We start from the raw sequence: 16,489 nt of genomic DNA, 5'->3' as shown, positions 1-16,489 counted from the left end.
GCGATGACCGGGAGACTGCCGGACCGGGCCCGCTCCCGGGCGCTGCTCGTCGGCGTGCCATGGGTGCGCAGGGGCGGATTCGATCCCCTCGAGTACGTCGAGAAGAACCTCGACGACCTGGAACACGCGCTGACGCACGGCCCGGACGCGCTTCTCGCGCCCGACCGGGTCACCAAGCTGCTCTGGCCCAGCCGCCGCACCTGGCACCAGGCGTTACGGGACGCGGCCAAGGACACCGGCGACCTGCTGCTCTTCTACTTCACCGGCCACGGATACCGGCACGCGCTGGAGAACGTGCTGTATCTGCTGACCGAGGAGGCGGAGCTCGACGGTGATCTCGGCGGCACGGCGCTGGCCTGGTCCGAGGTGCTGGCGGAGGTCCGCAAGGCCAAGGTGCCCAGGGTGGTGGTCATCCTCGACTGCTGCTACTCCGGGATGGCGGCCGAGGCGCACGGCGGCGTGGCCGAGCGGGGCCACTACATCCTCGCCTCCGCGACGGCGACCAGCACCCAGCCCTCGACCGGGCTGAAGAACAAGCGCAGCCGCTTCACCGACGCGATCATCACCGCGATGGAGAAGGGCGGTGCGGCCGAGGCCGAGGGCCTCACCATGCACGAGCTGTTCAGCCGGCTGCACGCCCTCATGCCCGGCTGGCCGGCCCCCGCGGTCACCGATCGCTGGGGCCCCCGTGGTGGCAGCGGCGGGGACGGCCCGGACATCCTGCTCACCGGCCGCACCGCGTCCGGCCAGGACGAGGCCCCGCCCGCGCCCCCGCCGACCGCCCCGCCCACCTCGCCCGCGCCGCCGCCGATACCGACTCCGCCCGGCGACGTCCTCGGGCGCATCGCCGCCGCCGTGGCCGCTGCCGCCGCGGTGGCAGCGGCCCGGTGGCGCCGGGCCGCGGGCGCGGTGCGGCGGTGGTGCCGCGGGCACCGCACGGCCACCGTGCTGATCACCGCGCTGGCCGTGCTCGCCGGCCCCACGGCCGCTCTGCTGACCGGCGACGATCAGGCGGGCCCCGCCTGCCGGCCGCCCCTGGAGCTCCGGCTGCTGTCCTCGACGGAGAACCGCGCCGCCATCACCCGCGCCGTCACCGAGTACACCGCCTCGGCCGACAACCGGCAGCCGCTGGACGCCGAGGACGACGCGCCGGACAGCTGCCGCCGCACCAACATCACCGTCTACGACGCCGCGTCCGGCGACATCGTCGGCGCGTTCGGCGCCGCCGACGCCTGGGCCGGCACCTCCGCCGTGCCCGGCTCGGCCGGCGGCTGCCGGGGCCGGCGCGGCCCGGACGACGAGGCGGCACCCTGCCAGGACCCGCTGCAGGACGTCGGCCCGCAGCCCGACATCGTCGCCGTCGGATCCAGCGCGGAACTGGCCCGCATCGAGGACCAGCTGGCGCGCGCCGACGGGCCGGCCACCCTCACCCGGCTCGGCCCGGCCGGATACTCCCCGCTGGTGCTGGCCGTCCCGGCGAAGCTCGCGGACCGGCTGCGCGAGAAGGGCGCCCGGCGCACCGGCAGCACCTGGACGGAGCTGATGACCGCACTGGCGGAGGTCGACCCGAAGATGCCGGTGCTGCGCCCCGATCCGACCTCCTCGGAGACCGGCCTGCTGCACACCATCGGGCTCTACGAGGCCCAGGACGGGGCGCTTGCCGGTGGCGAGGAGCGTGATCCGGAGCGGGCCGAGAAGTGGGTGGACAACAGCCACCCGCTGGCGCCGGACGCGGACACCCTGCTGTGCGAGCTGTCCACCGGTGACGGCGGGCTGCCCGCCCAGGGCAAGGCCGCCCTGCTGGTGTCGGAGAAGTCCGTCGCCGACTTCAACCTCGGCAAGCGGCGCAACTCCGCCTGCGACAACAACAAGCCGATCGACGACAGCGAGCGGCTGCTGGCCTACTACCCCAAGGGCGTGCCCGCCCTGGACATGCCGCTCGCCGAGGTCCGCTGGGACGGCGCCCTGGACCGCGCCCGCCGCGCCGCCGCCATCGACAGCTTCTACCAGTGGCTCACCCACACCGGGCGCGACCACTTCCTGGACGGGCTGGTACGCGGCGTCGGCCCCGGCCAGCGGCCGGCCCCGGCACGCGGCCAGGCGTGGGAGCAGGAGGCCGGGGTACTGGCCACGCCGGAGCTGACCGTGAGCCGGCCGGACGGCGCCACCGCCTCCGCCGCGGCCGCCGACTACGCCGAGACCCTCGAACCCGGCCAGGTCCTCTTCCTCGTCGACACCTCCGGCTCCATGGCCACCGGCGGGAAGCTCGCCGCGGTCGACAGCGCGCTGCGCCGGGCCCTCAAGGCCCTCGGCCCCCAGGACCGTTACGGCATCTGGTCCTACCCGAAGTCCGCCGCCGACGTGGCCTCCGCCCGTACCGTCGTGCGGCCCGGCACGCCGGGCGACGACCGGGGCGAGGCGCTGGACTGGCTCGGCGCCCTCTCCCCGGACCGGATGTCCCACAAGGGCGCGGCGGTCTACGAGGTGCTCCAAGACGCGGTCGATGCCATGCGCGAGGAGGACCAGCCGCTGATCGTGCTGATCACCGACGGCGACGACCGCCCCGGCGGCGACGGTGCCGAGGACGAGATCAGCGCGTGGGAGAAGACCAAGGACCACCTGGGCCACCTCGATGTGCTGGTGCTGTCGGTGCGCGAATCCGGCTGCGGCGACGCCGGGACCCGGCTGTTCACCGAGGCCCGCGAGCCGTCCTGCTTCTCCGGCCGCCCCGAGGAGGCGGCCCGCGCCCTGACCGACCGGATCAGCGAGTACGTACGAGGGGGCGGCGCCTGATGAGAAACGGACCCGGTGCTTGTGGCCGGAGGCGTGGCCGGGGGCGCCGTCGTGGCCGGGGCCGAGCCGCCGCCGCGCTGCTCGCCCTGGCCGCGCTGGCCCAGCTGAGCGCCGGCTGCACCTCGGGCGGCTCCGGCGACGGCGAAGTGCCCCCGCCCAAGGGCACGCCGGATGCCGGAGGTGCCCATCGCATCCTGCGGGTGGCGACCGCCTCCGATGTGTCCGTCGGCCCGGTGCGCGAGCGGCTGATCGAGGCATGGGACCGCAAGCGCGACGACTACACCGTGGAGATCGTGAAGCTGCCGGTGGCCGCCGACGGCGTACGCAGCCAGCTGGTGGCCGCGCTCCAGTCCGGCAGCGCCGACTACGACGTGATCAACATCGATGTGGCGTGGACGGCGGAGTTCGCGGCGGGCGGCCTCATCCGGCCGCTCGGCGGCGGACTGCCCGAGGACATGTGGGAGAGCGTCGCCGCCACCGCGCGCTACGACGGCAAGACCTGGGCGGTGCCCTTCAACACCGACGCCGGACTGCTCTACTATCGCACCGACATCTGGAAGGACAAGGACTGGCAGCCGCCGCGCAGCTGGGACCAGTTGGAGAGTTACGTGGGCGAGGCGCGCACTCCCGGGCGCGTCACCCACACCTTCGAGGACGGCTACATCACCCAGCTCGCCCCCTACGAGGGGCTGACCGTCAACGCCCAGGAGGCGGTCTGGGCCCGCGGCGGTGAATTCGTCGACGAGCGGGGCGAGGTGAAGGCGGACAGCCCCGAAGTGGCGTACGGGCTGGAGGATCTGTACCGGCAGTACGAGCAGATCATGCCGAAGTCGCTGGCGCGCAACGCCGACGAGCACGACAGCATGGTCGCCTTCCGCGACGGCAAGGTCCCCTTCATGCGCAACTGGCCCTACGTCTACAACCTGCTGGCCGCCAAGGGCTCCAAGGTCAAGGGCCACTTCGGAGTCGCGCCGCTGCCCGGCCGGGACGGCAAGCCGGGCACCTCGGTCCTCGGCGGCCAGAATCTGGCGATCACCAGCCACAGCGAGCAGTCCGCCGCCGCCCGCGAACTGCTCGCCTACCTGACCCAGCCGGCGCAGCAACGGTGCCTGCTGGACGCCGGATTCGCCCCGGTGCTCAAGTCCTCGTACGACCCGTCGGACAAGGCCGTCGCCTGCTCGCTGCCCGATGACGGCGACGGGGACCGCGACGGCGATGGGGGCGGGCGGGGGGAGGAGCAGCCCGACGCGGTGCCCGGCGGCTCCGAGGACGGCCTGCCGGCGTACGCCGCGCCGCTGCGCCAGGCGCTGGCGAACGCCCGTCCCCGCCCCGTCACCCCCTACTACGCGGCCTTCACCGAGCTGATCCAGGCCGAGGTGCACACCCTGCTGACGGACGGCACCGACCGGGCCACCATCGCCCACGACGTGGCGAAACGGCTGCGATCGGTGGTCAAGGGCGGGTAGCGGGGCGGCGGTCGGACCGGTCGGATCGACGTGCCCTGTCCCCGGGCGCCGTCCCCGGCGCCGGCCCGGGCTCCGGCCCCGGATCTTGCCTAGACTCGGGGGAATGACCGCATCGGAATCGCTCGCCATCGGCCAGCGTTCGCTGGGCGATCCGGCCGTCACCTACCCGCTGTGGCCGCCGTTGACGGCCGGTTGCCCGCGCACCAGCACCTCCGAGATCTCCTACCCGCTGGAGATCGACTACGCCTACGACGAGGTGCCGCCCGACCTCTTCGACGCCGCGCCCGCGAGCGGGGCGGGACCTCGCCCGCGCGGGCTGGACCGCTGGGCGCCGCTGCTTCCGCCGCTGGCCGCGCCCGGCCTCGGCGAGGGCGGTACCCCGCTGATCGACCTGGGCGACGGAGTCTTCGTCAAGGACGAGTCGCGCAACCCCACCTGGAGCCACAAGGACCGGCTGAACCGGTGCGCGGTGAGCGCGGCGGTCGCCGTCGGCGCGGAGGGTGTGGTGGTGGCCTCCTCCGGCAACCACGGTGCCGCCGCGGCTGCCTACGCGGCTCGCGCCGGGCTCCGCTGCGTGCTGCTGGCCTCGGCCGACGTGCCTCCGGCGGTCGCGTCCTTCCTGCACGCCTACGGGGCGGTGGTGCTGCCGGTGCCGACCGAGCACCGCTGGCCGCTGCTGCGCCGGATCGCCGAGCGGGCCGGCTACCACCCGGTCAGCAACCTCACCGAGACGCACACCGGCCATCCCTTCGGGCCCGAGGGGTACAAGACCGTCGCGTACGAGATCTTCACGGAACTCGGCGCCGTGCCCGCGGCGGTGTTCGTGCCGACCGGCTACGGTGAGCTGCTCTTCGGCGTGTGGAAAGGCTTCACCGAGCTGCGACGCCTTGGCCTGGCCGGCCACGTCCCCCGGATCCACGCCTGCGAACCGGCCGCCGGAGGCCCGCTCGCCGCCGCCATGCGCCAGGGCCGCCCGGCCGCCCGGATCGCTGTCGGCCCGACCGCGGCGTACGGCATCGACTGCTCGGTGAGCGGCTACCGGGCCCAGGTCGCGGTCCGGGCGAGCCAGGGCGAGGCGCTGCTGGTGAGCGATGAGCAGATGGCCGCGGCGCAGGCGGAGATGGCCCGTCAGGGGCTGTGGGCGGAGATCTCCAGCGCCGCGTCACTGGCCGCGCTGCGCGCGCTGGGCCGGAGCGGTATCGACGGGCCGGTGGTGTGCGTCTCGACCTCGTCCGGCTTCAAGGATCTCGGGGTGGGTGGTCGTCCGGTGGAGCCGGTGGATCCGTCCTGGTCCGTGATCGAGCGGCGGTTGCGGGAGGCGGGCATCGCGGTCTGAGGTAGGCCCCGGTGGCCGGATGCGTGCGCCCGTCGGACCGCTACCGGCGCTCACGCGCGCGGCTGCCCCCGGCGGAAGGGGACATCGGGGCGCTCCCCGCAGCGCGGTGAAGTAATCGAAGCCGCACCCAGCGGTCGACCAGTGTTCTTCACCGGGCGTGGGGGCACCTCCCAGCGGTAGCTGGGGGAGAGACGCCCCGGTGGCCCCGACCCTCCGACGGCCCGGCACCCGTCACCAGTCGATGTCGTCCTCCGGCGGAGGCTCCTCGTCGAGGACCGGTTCGTCTTCGGGGACGAAGTCGTCCGGGAAGAGGTCGTCGCCCGGGCGTCCGGGGGAGGGGACTCGGGGAGCGGTGTCTGCGCCGGTCTCCGCGTTCGCCGGGCCGCCGCCCAGTACGTCCAGGATCTGCTGTCCGTACTTCGTCAGCTTGTTGTCGCCGACGCCGCTCACCGTGGACAGCTCGGTGAGGGTTCCCGGGGCCAGCGTCGCGATGCCGCGCAGTGTCGCGTCGTGGAAGATCACGTACGCGGGCACGCCCTGCTCCTTGGCGGTCGCGGCCCGCCAGGCGCGCAGCCGCTCGAAGACCTCCACCGCCTCCTCGGGCAGGTCGGCCGCGGCGGGCGCGGTCCGGCGGCCGCCCGCCGTCTTCCCCGCCTTCGCGGCGCGCGGTGCCTTCTCCGGCTCGCGGCGCATCGGCACCTGGCGCTGGCCGCGCAGCACCTCGCCGCTGGCCTCGGTGATCACCAGCGTTCCGTACTCGCCCTCCACGGCCAGCAGTCCGGCCGCGAGCAACTGCCGTACCACGCCGCGCCATTCGGCCTCGCGCAGCTCGGTGCCGATGCCGAAGACGCTGAGGGCGTCATGGTCGAACTGGATGACCTTGGCGGTCTTCTTGCCGAGCAGGATGTCGATGATCTGGCCCGCGCCGAACTTCTGGTTCCGTTCGCGCTTCAGCCGGACCACGGTCGACAGCAGCTTCTGCGCCGGGACCGTGCCGTCCCAGGAGGCGGGCGGGGTCAGGCAGCTGTCGCAGTTGCCGCAGGGGGTGCCGCGCTGGCCGAAGTAGCCGAGCAGCTGGACCCGGCGGCACTCGACCGTCTCGCAGAGCGCGAGCATCGCGTCGAGGTGGGCGGTCAGTCGGCGGCGGTGGGCGTCGTCGCCCTCGGACGTGCCGATCATCTTGCGCTGCTGGACGACGTCCTGGAGGCCGTACGCCAGCCAGGCGGTGGAGGGCAGGCCGTCACGCCCGGCGCGGCCGGTCTCCTGGTAGTAGCCCTCGACCGACTTGGGCAGGTCCAGGTGGGCCACGAAGCGGACGTCCGGCTTGTCGATGCCCATGCCGAAGGCGATGGTGGCGACCATCACCAGCCCGTCCTCGCGCAGGAAGCGGGACTGGTGCTCGGCGCGGACGGCCGCGTCCAGCCCCGCGTGGTAGGGCAGGGCCGCCACCCCTTGCTCCACCAGCCAGGCGGCGGTCTTCTCGACCGAGGCCCGGGAGAGGCAGTAGACGATGCCGGCGTCGCCGGGGTGCTCGGTGCGCAGCAGCTCCAGCAGCTGCCGCTTGGGGTCGTTCTTCGGCTCGATCCGGTACTGGATGTTGGGCCGGTCGAAGCTGGCCACGAAGTGCCGGGCGTCCTGGAGCCGGAGCCGGGCGGCGATCTCGGCGTGGGTGGCCTCGGTGGCGGTCGCGGTCAGGGCGATGCGGGGTACGTCCGGCCACCGCTCGTGCAGCGCGGACAGGGCCAGGTAGTCGGGCCGGAAGTCGTGGCCCCACTGGGCGACGCAGTGCGCCTCGTCGATGGCGAAGAGCGCGATGGTGCCCCGGTCCAGGAGCGCGAGGGTCTGCTCGACGCGCAGCCGCTCCGGCGCCAGGTAGAGCAGGTCAAGCTCGCCGGCGAGGAACTCCGCCTCGACCATGCGCCGCTCGTCCGGGCCCTGCGTGGAATTGAGGAATCCGGCCCGCACGCCGAGCGTCCGGAGCGCGTCGACCTGGTCCTGCATGAGGGCGATCAGGGGTGAGATGACGATCCCGGTGCCCTTCCGGACGAGCGCGGGAATCTGGTAGCACAGCGACTTCCCGCCGCCGGTCGGCATGAGGACGAGGGCGTCACCGCCGCCCGCCACATGCTCGATGATCTCCTGCTGGTCGCCGCGGAAGGCGTCATAGCCGAAGACGCGGCGCAGGACCCGCAGGGCTTCGCTCGTCACGGGTCCGTCGGCCAGGTCGGGGGAGGTCATCCGGGCATTCTACGAGCGGGGGGAGTCCGCTGCCGGGCGATCACCGGATTCCGGACCGGGTGGGGGCGCGGGCTGGGCCGAGGGCTGGGCGAGGCGGCGGACGATGCGGCGGATCTGGTCGGTGTAGAGCTCCTGGAACTCCGCCGAGTCGGGCCCGACGCCGAAGATGCGGCGGACCGCGTGCGGCATGCTGACCGGGACGCTGACCGCTCCTATGAGCAGCAGCAGCACCGCCGCCGGGTCGAGGTCCTCGGCCAGCTCGCCCGCCGCCTGCCGCCGCCGCAGGTCGCTCAGGTCCTCCGGGCGCTGGTCCCACGGGTCGCCGGTGAGCGCCTGCCAGACCGCCAGCCGCACCCCGCGCGGGTCGGCGAAGGTGTCCTGGAGGTAGGCGGCGGTCAGCTCGTCCAGGGAGAGCGCCGGGTCGTTGATCGCGGCCTCTTTCTCCAGCCACAGCCGGCCCAGCTCCTCGTACAGCCCCTCCTTGCCGCCGAAGTAGTAGTTGATCAGCTGCTTGTTGAGCCCGGCCCGGTCCGCGATGTCCTGGACGCGGGCGCCCGCGAACCCCTTGGAGGCGAACTCCTCCTTGGCCGCGTCCAGCAGCAGCCGCCGGGAGCGCTCGGCGTCGAGCTTGCGCTCCTCGGGGGCGGGGGTACGGCGGGGCCGCTTCGGTGGCTGCGGCGCGCGGGGGGTTCCGGTCACCGGCTCAGGTTAACGGGCCGGTCAGGCCCCCCGGAAGCCTTGACCATCTATTTGTTTGACAGCTTCATCCAAACGGTTGAACCTGAGTGCTGTGTCAACGGGGCACGCGGCCGTCCTTTCGGCCGCAAGCACGGACAGCGGGGAGAAGATCATGATCGTGGTGACCGGAGCCACCGGGAACGTCGGCCGTCATCTGGTGCGGGAGCTGGTGGAGGCCGGCGCGAAGGTCTGTGCCCTGAGCCGCGATCCGGAGTCGGCCCGGCTCCCCGCCGGGGTGCTGGTGGCGCGCGCCGGCGACCTGCCGATGTGCGAGGTGCGGGCCGTCTTCCTGAACCCGGCCGTGGTCTGGGCGGACGGCCCCGAGGCGTTCCTGCGCCAGGCCGAGTGGCACGGCGTGCGCCGCGTGGTCACCCTCTCCTCGGCCGCCGCCGCCGACGCGGGCCCGCACAACCCCATCGGCACCCACCACCGGGAGCTGGAAGCGGCCATCGAGGCGTCCGGCCTGGAGTGGACACACCTGCGGCCGGGCGGGTTCGCCGCCAATGCCGCCGGGTGGGCGGACCAGATACGGGCCGGTGATGTGGTGGAGGGCCCGTACGCGCAGGCGCAGCTGGCCCCGATCCACGAGGCCGACATCGCGGCGGTCGCCGCCCGCGCCCTGCTCGGCGACGAGCTGGTGGGCCGCACCCCGCTGCTGACGGGGCCGGAGTCCCTCACCCAAGCCGAGCAGGTGCGCCTCATCGGCCAGGCCATCGGGCGCCCGCTGCGGTACGAGGAGATCGCGCCGGAGGTGGCGCTGGAGCGGATGACCGGCGGGTGGATGACGGCCGAGGTCGCCGAGTCGCTGCTGCGGGTGTTCGCGGCGGGGGTCGGCCGCCCGGCCGACATCTCGCCGGAGACCGAGCGGATCACCGGCCGCCCGGGCCGCACCTTCGCCCAGTGGGCAGCGGACCGCGCCCCGGCCCTCTTCGCCTGACCGGCCGCCTGGGCCGTATCCGGCCGACTGGCCGGCGCCCGGGCGTCCTCGGGCGCCGCGCGCCGGTCACCCGGTCTTGCGCTTGGCGGCGGCCGCCTTCTTCGGCGCCGCCTTCTTGGCGGCGGTCTTCTTCGCGGCCGCCGTCTTCCCGGTGGCCGTCTTCCGCGCGCCGCCGGACGCCGTGGCCTTCTTCGCGGCCGCCGTCTTCTTGCCTTCGCCGCCGGAGGCCGCCCGCTTGGCGGGGGCCTTCTTCGCCGCCTTCCGGTCCCGCAGCGCGGTGACCGTCGCCTCCGCCCCGGCGCGCTCCTCGCCCTCCTCCCCGCGCGCCTTCCGGGCGGTGCGCACGCTGTCTCTCAGCGCCGCCATCAGATCGACCACCTTGCCGGTCTCCGGGAGTTCGCCGGGCTCGACAGCGGGCGTCGCCCCGGACACCTTGGCCGCGACCAGCTCCTCCAGGGCCTCGTGGTACTCGTCGTGCAGCGACTCCAGCTCCACCTCGCCGAGGGTGGCCATCAGGGTGTCCGCCAGGTCGAGTTCGGCGTCCTTGATCGAGACCTTCACCGTCGGGGCCATGCCGGAGGCGTCGCGCACCTCGTCCGGCCAGACCAGCCGGTGCATCGCGATGGTGTCGCCGACGACCCGCAGCATGCCCAGCCGCTCCCGCCCGCGCTGCGCGTACTTGGCGATGGCGACCTTGTCGCTCCGCTTGAGCGCCTCGCGCAGCAGGACGTACGGCTTGGCGGCGGTGGCGCCGTTGACGCCCAGGTAGTAGGCGTCGGCCATCTGGAGTGGGTCGATGTCGCTCGCCGGCACGAAGGCCTCGATCTCCAGCGTGTGCGTGGTGGGCAGCGGAAGCGCGGCGAGGTCATCGTCGGTGATCGGGATGAGGCTGCCGTCGGCGTCCTCGTACGCCCTGCCGATCTCCTGGGCTTCGACCTGCTCCTCCTCCAGCTCGCACACCTTGCGGTAGCGGATCCGGCCGCTGTCGGCGGTGTGGATCTGCTTGAAGGAGACCGTGTGGCTGTCCTCGGTCGCCGGATACATCTTGATCGGGATGCTGACCAGGCCGAACGATATCGTCCCATTCCATATGGATCGCATCATTGATCCCTTTCATGAGATTCTTATCGTATGTCGCCGATCACGGAGGTGGAGGGGCGACGACTCGCTCTCCGGAATCTCGACAAGGTCATCCATCCGGCCACCGGCACCACCAAGGGCGAGCTGCTGCACTACATCGCCGCCACCGCCGACGCGCTGCTCCCGCACCTGTACGGACGGCCCCTGGCCTTCCTCCGGTATCCGGACGGCCCGGACGGCGAGAAGTTCTTCACCAAGAACCCGCCGCCCGGTACGCCCGGCTGGGTGAGTACGGCGGAAGTCCAGCGTCACGAGGGCCGTACCGCGCGGCAGGTGATGATCCAGGACCTGCCCAGCCTCATCTGGGCGGCCAACCTGGTCGTGGAGTTCCACACGCCGATGTGGCGGGCCGAGGAGGGGCACGGGCTCGCCGACCGGCTGGTCTTCGACCTGGACCCCGGCGACCCCGCCACCGTGGTGGAGTGCTGCGCGGTCGCCGGATGGCTGCGCGCCCGGCTGGCCGATGACGGGCTGGCGGTCTTCGCCAAGACCAGCGGCTCCAAGGGGCTCCATCTGCTCGCCCCGGTGGAGCCGGTCGAGTCCGCGCTCACCACCGCCTACGCCAAACGGCTGGCGATCGAGGCGGAACGGGCGATGCCCGGCCTTGCCCTGCACCGGATGACCCGCGCCCTGCGCCCCGGCAAGGTGTTCGTCGACTTCAGCCAGAACACCGCCGCCAAGACCACCGCCGCCCCGTACACCCCGCGCGCCCGACCGGAGCCCACCGTCTCCACGCCCGTCACCTGGGAGGAGATCGCGGAATGCGAGAGCCCCGAACGGCTCAGCTTCCGGATCGAGGACGTCCCGGCGCGCCTGGAGCGGTACGGGGACCTGCTCGCCCCGCTCTTCGACGCCGACCGTGCCCGGCCCTTGCCCGCGAGCTGACGCCTGACGCGCTGTCCGGTGCGCGCGGTGCTCCGGCGCTCCGGTGCTCCGGTGCTCCGGTGCTCCGGCGCTCCGGTGCGACATCGTCTGACGATGAGCTGCCGAATGGGCGAAGCGCCAGCCGAATGACGGGAGTTATTGCGTCCATATGCCCCGCAGGGCTTAACCAATGTTTTACGGCGTGGTAGGTGTGGTGTCACAGTGATCGTTGAGGCTGAGGGTGCCGGCGTGCCGCCACCGAATCGGTCTCACCGGCGCTGACGAGACATTCGGTCCTCCCCCCACAATCCGACCAGGATGGGACCACATATGCGGAATCTGCTGGAGCGCGCCCGTGCGCTCCGGGGGCCCACTGGCGCGCGTCGCCGGCCGGGCACCCGGCGCCCCGAAGGACAGCCCCCACCAGCCCTGTTCACCAGCCGGAGCCGCGGGCAGCGGCCACGCCTCCGGCCGGCCCCCGCGGCCTGGGCCCCGCCCGTCCGCCCGGCCGGCGCCACCGCGCCCGCCGGCGGCCGGGTGGCGACCCCGCCTTCCTTCTCCTGCCCGGGCTGCACCGCCGCCCGACGGCAGCCGACCGGCCGAAGAACCGAGCAGACCGGATGACCGCACCGCGCTCTCCTCAGCCGCCCCACCCGGCTTCGCCGTGGCACCCTCACCCCGGACTCCGTCCGTAGGTGCCCCCAGGAAGGCGCGCGCCAGGCGGGCCCGCCCACCGGTCCTCCCTGACTTCCGGACCGTACGGACCCAGCCCCGCCGCGCCCCTCGCGGCCCCGGAGCGCCCCGCCGCCCAGGAACCGGTTCCCGACGGGGCGTCATGCCCGGTCGGCGGTGCCGACACCGGCGTGGCCCGTCACCGCACCACGCGGTCGGCAGCCACGCCCCGGCGCGCGTACGTCCGCGCGTGCCCGTCGGCACCCGCCCCGGTGACGTCCGCTGCCCGGGCCATCGGCACGGGCCGCCCTCCGCGCGGCCGTCCCCCCACATGCTTGATGAGTACGGAAGGAATTCCCAGGTGCTCGCCTCGTTCCAACCCGACGTCGGCCCGCAGTACGCCGACACCGGCACCGACCTCCCAACCGGCGCCGCCCCACCGCCGCATCCGCTCGGCTCCCGCCGCCCCGAACCGGCCCCCGCCCCCGCCTATGGCCGCATACTCGCGGTCGGCACCCCCGGGCCGAGGCTCGACCAGCTCACCCGGACCCTGGTGTCGACCGGATACCACGTCAGCCTCGCGACGCCCGGTCAGGTGAGCCGGCACATACGGCAGACGCCGCCGGACGCGATCGTCGCCCTGGACGACCGGCCCGGCGAACCCGCCACCTACGGCGAAGCCGCCCCGTACGGAGAGACCATCGCGTACGGCGAACCCGCCCAGGCCGGCGTCTCCGCCCCGGCCGGCGTGGCCACTCGGCTCGGTCGGCCCGCCCCCGGTCTCGACGCTCTCTCCGGCCCCGGCCCCGGCCCCGGCGCGCCGGCCGGTCTGATACCCGGACACCTCGGCGATGCCACCGGTCTGGCGGTGATCCGCGAGGTGCGCGCCGCCTCCGCGGGCCGGGCGCTGCCGCTGCTGATGGTCACCGCCGACCCCCGTCCAGCGGAGGTCGCCGAGATGCTGCGGCACGGGGCGGACGACTGCATCCCCGACACCTCCGACCCGGTCGAACTCGCGGCCAGGATCGAGGCCAAGCTGCGCCGGGTGCCGGTCCCCGTCGAGAACCTGCTGCTCGACCCGCGCACCGGCCTGTACTCGCTGCCGCACTTCCTCGACGAGCTCGACCGCGAACTGCGCCGCCCCGCCTCCGGCCGGCGCGGCGGCGTGGTGGCCGTGGTCAGCGTGGCCGAGATGGACGCCCTGGAGTCCCGCCTGGGCCCGCGGGTCCGCCGGGAGGTCGCCGAGCGGCTGGCCGGGGTCGCGGAGAAACTCGGCGGCCCCTGCGACCGGTTCGGCTGGGACGACGACGGCCATCTGCTGATCCTGCTGCCGGAGGTCGACGAGGAGACCGCGGTCCACAGCCTCCAGCAGTTCGCCGGTGCCGCCGCCGGAACCCGGTTCATCGTCGCCGACGAGAACGTCCGGCTGACTCCGGCGATCGGCTGGACGCCGCTGGCCGACTGGAGCGAGCCGGGCCACGCCGTGTGCCGGGCCCGGGACGCGGCGGCCGAGGCGGTCGGCCACCGCGATCTGCGTCCGGTGATGTACGTCCCGTCGATGCGCACCCCCCGGCACCGGCGCCGGTCCAAGCTGGCCGTCCGCGCCCTGCTGAACGCACTCTCCCCGGTGGTGGTGCTGCTGATCGGGGTGGGCCTGCCCTTCCTCGTCTACCAGCAGACCTACCGGCTGGGCTGGGACCTGGGCTCGGCGATGTACTGGGTGGTGGTCGCCGGGCTGCTGGTCTCCGCGGCGCTGATCCTGCTGGAGTGCCTGTTCTCGCTGGACGCCCCCGCCCGGCCCGACAAGCCGGCCGCGCCGTATCCGCCGGCCAGCGCGGTCATCGCCGCCTACCTGCCGAACGAGGCCGCGACCATCGTCGACACCGTCGAATCGTTCCTGCGCCTGGAGTACCCGGGCGGGCTGGAGATCGTGCTGGCGTACAACACACCGCACCCGCTGCCCGTCGAGGACACCCTGCGAGAGATGGCCCGCCGCGATCCGCGGCTGGTACTGCTCCCGGTGCAGGGCAGCACCTCCAAGGCGCAGAACGTCAACGCGGCGGTGACCCGGGTGCGCGGCGAGATGGTGGGGATCTTCGACGCCGACCACCACCCCGCGCCCGGCGCCTTCCAGCAGGCCTGGCACTGGCTGTCAGGCGGCTACGACGTGGTCCAGGGCCACTGCGTGGTCCGCAACGGCGACAGCTCCTGGGTCTCCCGGCTGGTGGCCGTCGAGTTCGAGTCCATCTACGCGGTGAGCCATCCGGGCCGTACCCGGCTGTACGGCTTCGGGGTCTTCGGCGGCTCCAACGGCTTCTGGCGCACCGATGTGCTCGCCCGCACCCGCATGCACGGCTCGATGCTCACCGAGGACATCGACTCCACCCTGCGCGCGCTGCGCGAGGGCGCGCGCTTCACCGTCGACCGCACCCTGATCTCCCGGGAACTGGCGCCCACCAGCCTGAAGTCGCTGTGGAACCAGCGGTCCCGCTGGGCCCAGGGCTGGCTCCAGGTCTCCCTCAAACACCTCTGGCGCGTCCTGCGTTCCCCGGTCTTCACCCGCCGCCAGAAGGCCGGGTTCTTCGTGCTGCTCGGCTGGCGCGAGGCGCAGCCCTGGCTGACCCTCCAGATGCTGCCCGTGCTGCTCTACGCGATGTGGCACGCGGGCGGCCCGGACAAGCTCGACTGGGCGGTGCCGGTCTGCGTGCTCGCCATGGCGTTCACACTCTCCGCCGGGGTGGTGCAGGCCGCGTTCGCCTGGCGGCTGGCCGCGCCCGAGATCCGGCGGCGCCGCGCGTGGTTCTGGCGGTATCTCTTCGTGGCCACCTTCTTCTACTCCCACTTCAAGAACATGGTGGCCCGGCAGGCGTGCCTGAAGGAGGCGCTGGGGGAGCGGCAGTGGCGGGTCACTCCGCGCGCCGCCACCAGCACGGCGAAGGCGGTGGACAACCCGTGAGCGCGACCGCCGCCGCCTCCGGCCCGCCGGCCGTGGGTACGGTCGGACGCCCCCGGGCCAGGGCTCCCCGGCCCCCCGAGGGCGCGCCCGCCCGCAGCCGCGCCCGGGAGATCGAGGGCTTCCGCGGCCTCGCCGCGCTCAGCACCGTGATCTTCCACGTCTGGCAGCAGTACTTCCGGTACGACGGGAGCGGCGCGCATCCGCCGGTGGACAACGAGTTCGCCGGGGCGCTGATCTCGCTGGAGGTCATCGACCTCTTCTTCGTGATGTCCGCGTATCTGCTGACCCTCGCCTACGCGCGCGCGGCGATCGACGGCGGATCGACCCGGCCCGCCCGCTCCTTCCTCTACCGCCGGGCGATCCGGATCGTCCCGCTCTACTTCCTCGCCGTGCTGCTCGTCTGGGCGACGCGCAACCCGACCCTGCCCGGCAACTGGCGCGACCTGGTCGAACACCTCACGTTCACCCATGTCTTCGACCAGGACCAGATCTTCTACACCATCGGCCCCACCTGGTCCCTGTCGCTGGAGATCTTCTTCTACCTCGCGCTGGTGGCGCTGGGACCGCCGGCCGCCCGAGCCTGCCGGAGGTTCGAGCGGCGCGCCACCCGGGTTGCGGTCTGCGCCGCGGGCTGCGCGGTGCTCTTCGTCGGCCCGGTGGTGTGGATCGCCGTCGCCCACTACGGCTTCGGCGTGCCGCACAACGACTGGCCGGTCTACTTCGGGCCCCAGGCGCGCTTCGGCGGGTTCGCGGCCGGCATGTGCCTGGCGGTACTCACCGTCGCCCTCGGCGGGCGGGGCGCACTGCCCGCCGCGCTGGCGGTGCCGATCCGGGTGGCTGCGCTGGCCGGGGTGTACACCATGTCCCTGCTCACCACGGACCCGGAGAACGCCGCCACCACCTTCTTCCACCCGGTGGCGAGCCTGCTGTGGGCGTTGCTGTTGTTCAGCACGGTGCACGTCCGAGACCGGGGACGCTGGCACCACGCGCTGTGCGCCCGCTGGCTCACCGGCGTCGGGCTGATCAGCTACAGCCTGTTCATCTGGCACGAACCGATCCTGCTGGAACTCGCCAAGTGCGGGCTGCTCCCCGCCGGGCAGGACGGTTTCGTGCCGGCGGTGGCCGTGGTGCTGCTGGTCGCGCTGCCCGCCGCGGCGCTCAGCTACTGGTTCATCGAGTACCCGACGAGCCTGCTCGGCCGGCTCAAGGACGCCAAGGGCCGGCCCCGCGAGTTCTACCCGGAGGCGGCGCGGTAGCCCTGACCGGAGACCGCCCGGTACCGGTACGCGGGTCCTTCCGTCCACCAGGACGGGAGGACCCGCGACGCAACCTCACCCCAGGTCGGCGGC

The 16,489-nt window shown here is 73.4% G+C and carries 10 protein-coding genes; 7 read left to right on the top strand and 3 right to left on the bottom strand.

Features of this window, described 5'->3' with window-relative positions; all coding sequences use genetic code 11:
- Positions 1–3: 3 nt before the first annotated feature.
- The 3 genes from AC4BDD_RS10920 (at position 4) to AC4BDD_RS10910 (ending at position 5,595) form a co-directional block, all read left to right on the top strand.
- Complete coding sequence (locus AC4BDD_RS10920) at positions 4–2,793, top strand: VWA domain-containing protein (protein WP_490690800.1); 2,790 nt, start codon at positions 4–6, stop codon at positions 2,791–2,793.
- A complete protein-coding gene (locus tag AC4BDD_RS10915; protein ID WP_490690799.1) occupies positions 2,793–4,259 on the top strand; it encodes an extracellular solute-binding protein in 1,467 nt (488 codons plus the stop codon). The genes AC4BDD_RS10920 and AC4BDD_RS10915 overlap by 1 nt, the downstream gene beginning before the upstream one ends.
- Positions 4,260–4,362: 103 nt before the next feature.
- Positions 4,363–5,595 carry a threonine synthase gene (locus AC4BDD_RS10910; protein WP_490690798.1) on the top strand — a complete coding sequence of 411 codons (1,233 nt, stop codon included), beginning with the start codon at positions 4,363–4,365 and terminating at the stop codon, positions 5,593–5,595.
- Between the two features lie 231 nt (positions 5,596–5,826).
- Here the strand turns inward: AC4BDD_RS10910 and recQ are convergent, their stop codons facing one another.
- Complete coding sequence (recQ, locus tag AC4BDD_RS10905) at positions 5,827–7,833, bottom strand: DNA helicase RecQ (protein WP_490690797.1); 2,007 nt, start codon at positions 7,831–7,833, stop codon at positions 5,827–5,829.
- A gap of 9 nt (positions 7,834–7,842) precedes the next feature.
- Positions 7,843–8,532: a TetR/AcrR family transcriptional regulator gene (locus AC4BDD_RS10900; protein ID WP_490690796.1), complete on the bottom strand. Its 690-nt coding sequence runs from the start codon at positions 8,530–8,532 to the stop codon at positions 7,843–7,845.
- 151 nt (positions 8,533–8,683) lie between these two features.
- Between AC4BDD_RS10900 and AC4BDD_RS10895 the strand changes: the two genes are divergently transcribed.
- Positions 8,684–9,508: an SDR family oxidoreductase gene (locus AC4BDD_RS10895; RefSeq protein ID WP_490690795.1), complete on the top strand. Its 825-nt coding sequence runs from the start codon at positions 8,684–8,686 to the stop codon at positions 9,506–9,508.
- 66 nt (positions 9,509–9,574) lie between these two features.
- Here AC4BDD_RS10895 and ku read toward each other — a convergent pair whose 3' ends face one another.
- The gene (ku, locus tag AC4BDD_RS10890; protein WP_490691741.1) at positions 9,575–10,609 is read right to left on the bottom strand and encodes a non-homologous end joining protein Ku; all 1,035 of its coding nucleotides are present in this window, start codon (positions 10,607–10,609) and stop codon (positions 9,575–9,577) included.
- A 30-nt stretch (positions 10,610–10,639) separates the two neighbouring features.
- On the opposite strand from ku, the gene ligD reads away from it, so the two are divergent.
- The 3 genes from ligD (at position 10,640) to AC4BDD_RS10875 (ending at position 16,396) form a co-directional block, all read left to right on the top strand.
- Positions 10,640–11,533: a non-homologous end-joining DNA ligase gene (gene ligD / locus AC4BDD_RS10885; RefSeq protein WP_490690794.1), complete on the top strand. Its 894-nt coding sequence runs from the start codon at positions 10,640–10,642 to the stop codon at positions 11,531–11,533.
- 1,012 nt (positions 11,534–12,545) lie between these two features.
- On the top strand, positions 12,546–15,140 hold the full coding sequence (locus AC4BDD_RS10880; RefSeq protein WP_490690793.1) for a glycosyltransferase: 2,595 nt from the start codon (positions 12,546–12,548) through the stop codon (positions 15,138–15,140).
- Entirely contained in the window at positions 15,137–16,396 is a 1,260-nt protein-coding gene (locus AC4BDD_RS10875) for an acyltransferase family protein (RefSeq protein ID WP_490690792.1), read from the top strand. Before AC4BDD_RS10880 ends, AC4BDD_RS10875 begins: the two co-directional genes overlap by 4 nt.
- Positions 16,397–16,489: the final 93 nt, after the last annotated feature.

Source organism: Streptomyces sp. JLBT605 (assembly GCF_058215555.1).
The sequence above is the reverse complement of the archived record's forward strand: the minus strand, read 5'-3'. Positions and strand labels throughout refer to the sequence as shown.

Coding starts and splice junctions, on each gene's coding strand:
- ligD (WP_490690794.1), top strand. CDS start 10,640: ATGTCGCCGATCACGGAGGTGGAGGGGCGACGACTCGCTCTCCGGAAT.
- AC4BDD_RS10915 (WP_490690799.1), top strand. CDS start 2,793: ATGAGAAACGGACCCGGTGCTTGTGGCCGGAGGCGTGGCCGGGGGCGC.
- ku (WP_490691741.1), bottom strand. CDS start 10,609: ATGCGATCCATATGGAATGGGACGATATCGTTCGGCCTGGTCAGCATC.
- AC4BDD_RS10920 (WP_490690800.1), top strand. CDS start 4: ATGACCGGGAGACTGCCGGACCGGGCCCGCTCCCGGGCGCTGCTCGTC.
- recQ (WP_490690797.1), bottom strand. CDS start 7,833: ATGACCTCCCCCGACCTGGCCGACGGACCCGTGACGAGCGAAGCCCTG.
- AC4BDD_RS10910 (WP_490690798.1), top strand. CDS start 4,363: ATGACCGCATCGGAATCGCTCGCCATCGGCCAGCGTTCGCTGGGCGAT.
- AC4BDD_RS10895 (WP_490690795.1), top strand. CDS start 8,684: ATGATCGTGGTGACCGGAGCCACCGGGAACGTCGGCCGTCATCTGGTG.